The organism is Dankookia rubra, from assembly GCF_004355005.1.
Taxonomy (GTDB): Bacteria; Pseudomonadota; Alphaproteobacteria; order Acetobacterales; family Acetobacteraceae; genus Paracraurococcus; species Paracraurococcus ruber_A.
In genome coordinates, this window is the sequence record NZ_SMSJ01000336.1 from 1 (window position 1) to 585 (window position 585).

Annotated in this window: 1 pseudogene; it reads left to right on the forward strand. The window is 82.9% G+C overall.

Features of this window, described 5'->3' with window-relative positions:
- Nucleotides 1-585, forward strand: a pseudogene (locus E2C06_RS38380) (chromosome segregation protein SMC); the annotation flags it as partial.

Sequence of the window (585 nt, forward strand, 5' to 3'; positions counted from 1 at the left end):
GGCCGAAGCCGCCCGCACCGCTGCCGCGGCCGACCACGGCGCCGCCCGCGCCGCCGCCGCCGAGGCCGAGGGCGCCGCAGCCCGCGCCGCTGCCGAGGTGCAGGCCTTGGGCGAGACCCTGGCCGCCGGCGAGACGTCCGGCAGCGCCGCGCCGCCGATCCTGGACTCGGTCGCTGTGCCGGCCGGGCTGGAAGCCGCGCTCGGCGCCGCGCTGGGAGAGGCACTGGAGAGTCCGGCCGATCCCGCCGCAGCCCGCCACTGGCGCGCCCTGCCGCCCTTCGCCGCGCCGCCCGCCCTGCCCGCCGCGCTGCAGCCGCTGGCCGCCCTGGTGCAGGCGCCGCCGGCGCTGGCCCGGGCGCTGACCCAGGTCGGGCTGCTGCCGGAAGGCGGCGACGGCGCCGCGCTGCAGCCGGCGCTCGCCCCCGGCCAGGCCGTGGTGGCGCGCGACGGCGCGGTCTGGCGCTGGGACGGCCATACCGCGCGGGCCGATGCGCCCAATCCGGGCGCGGTCCGGCTGCAGCAGCGCAACCGGCTGCGCGCCGCCGAGGCGCGGCTCGCCGCCGCCCGGACGGCCACTGAAGCGGC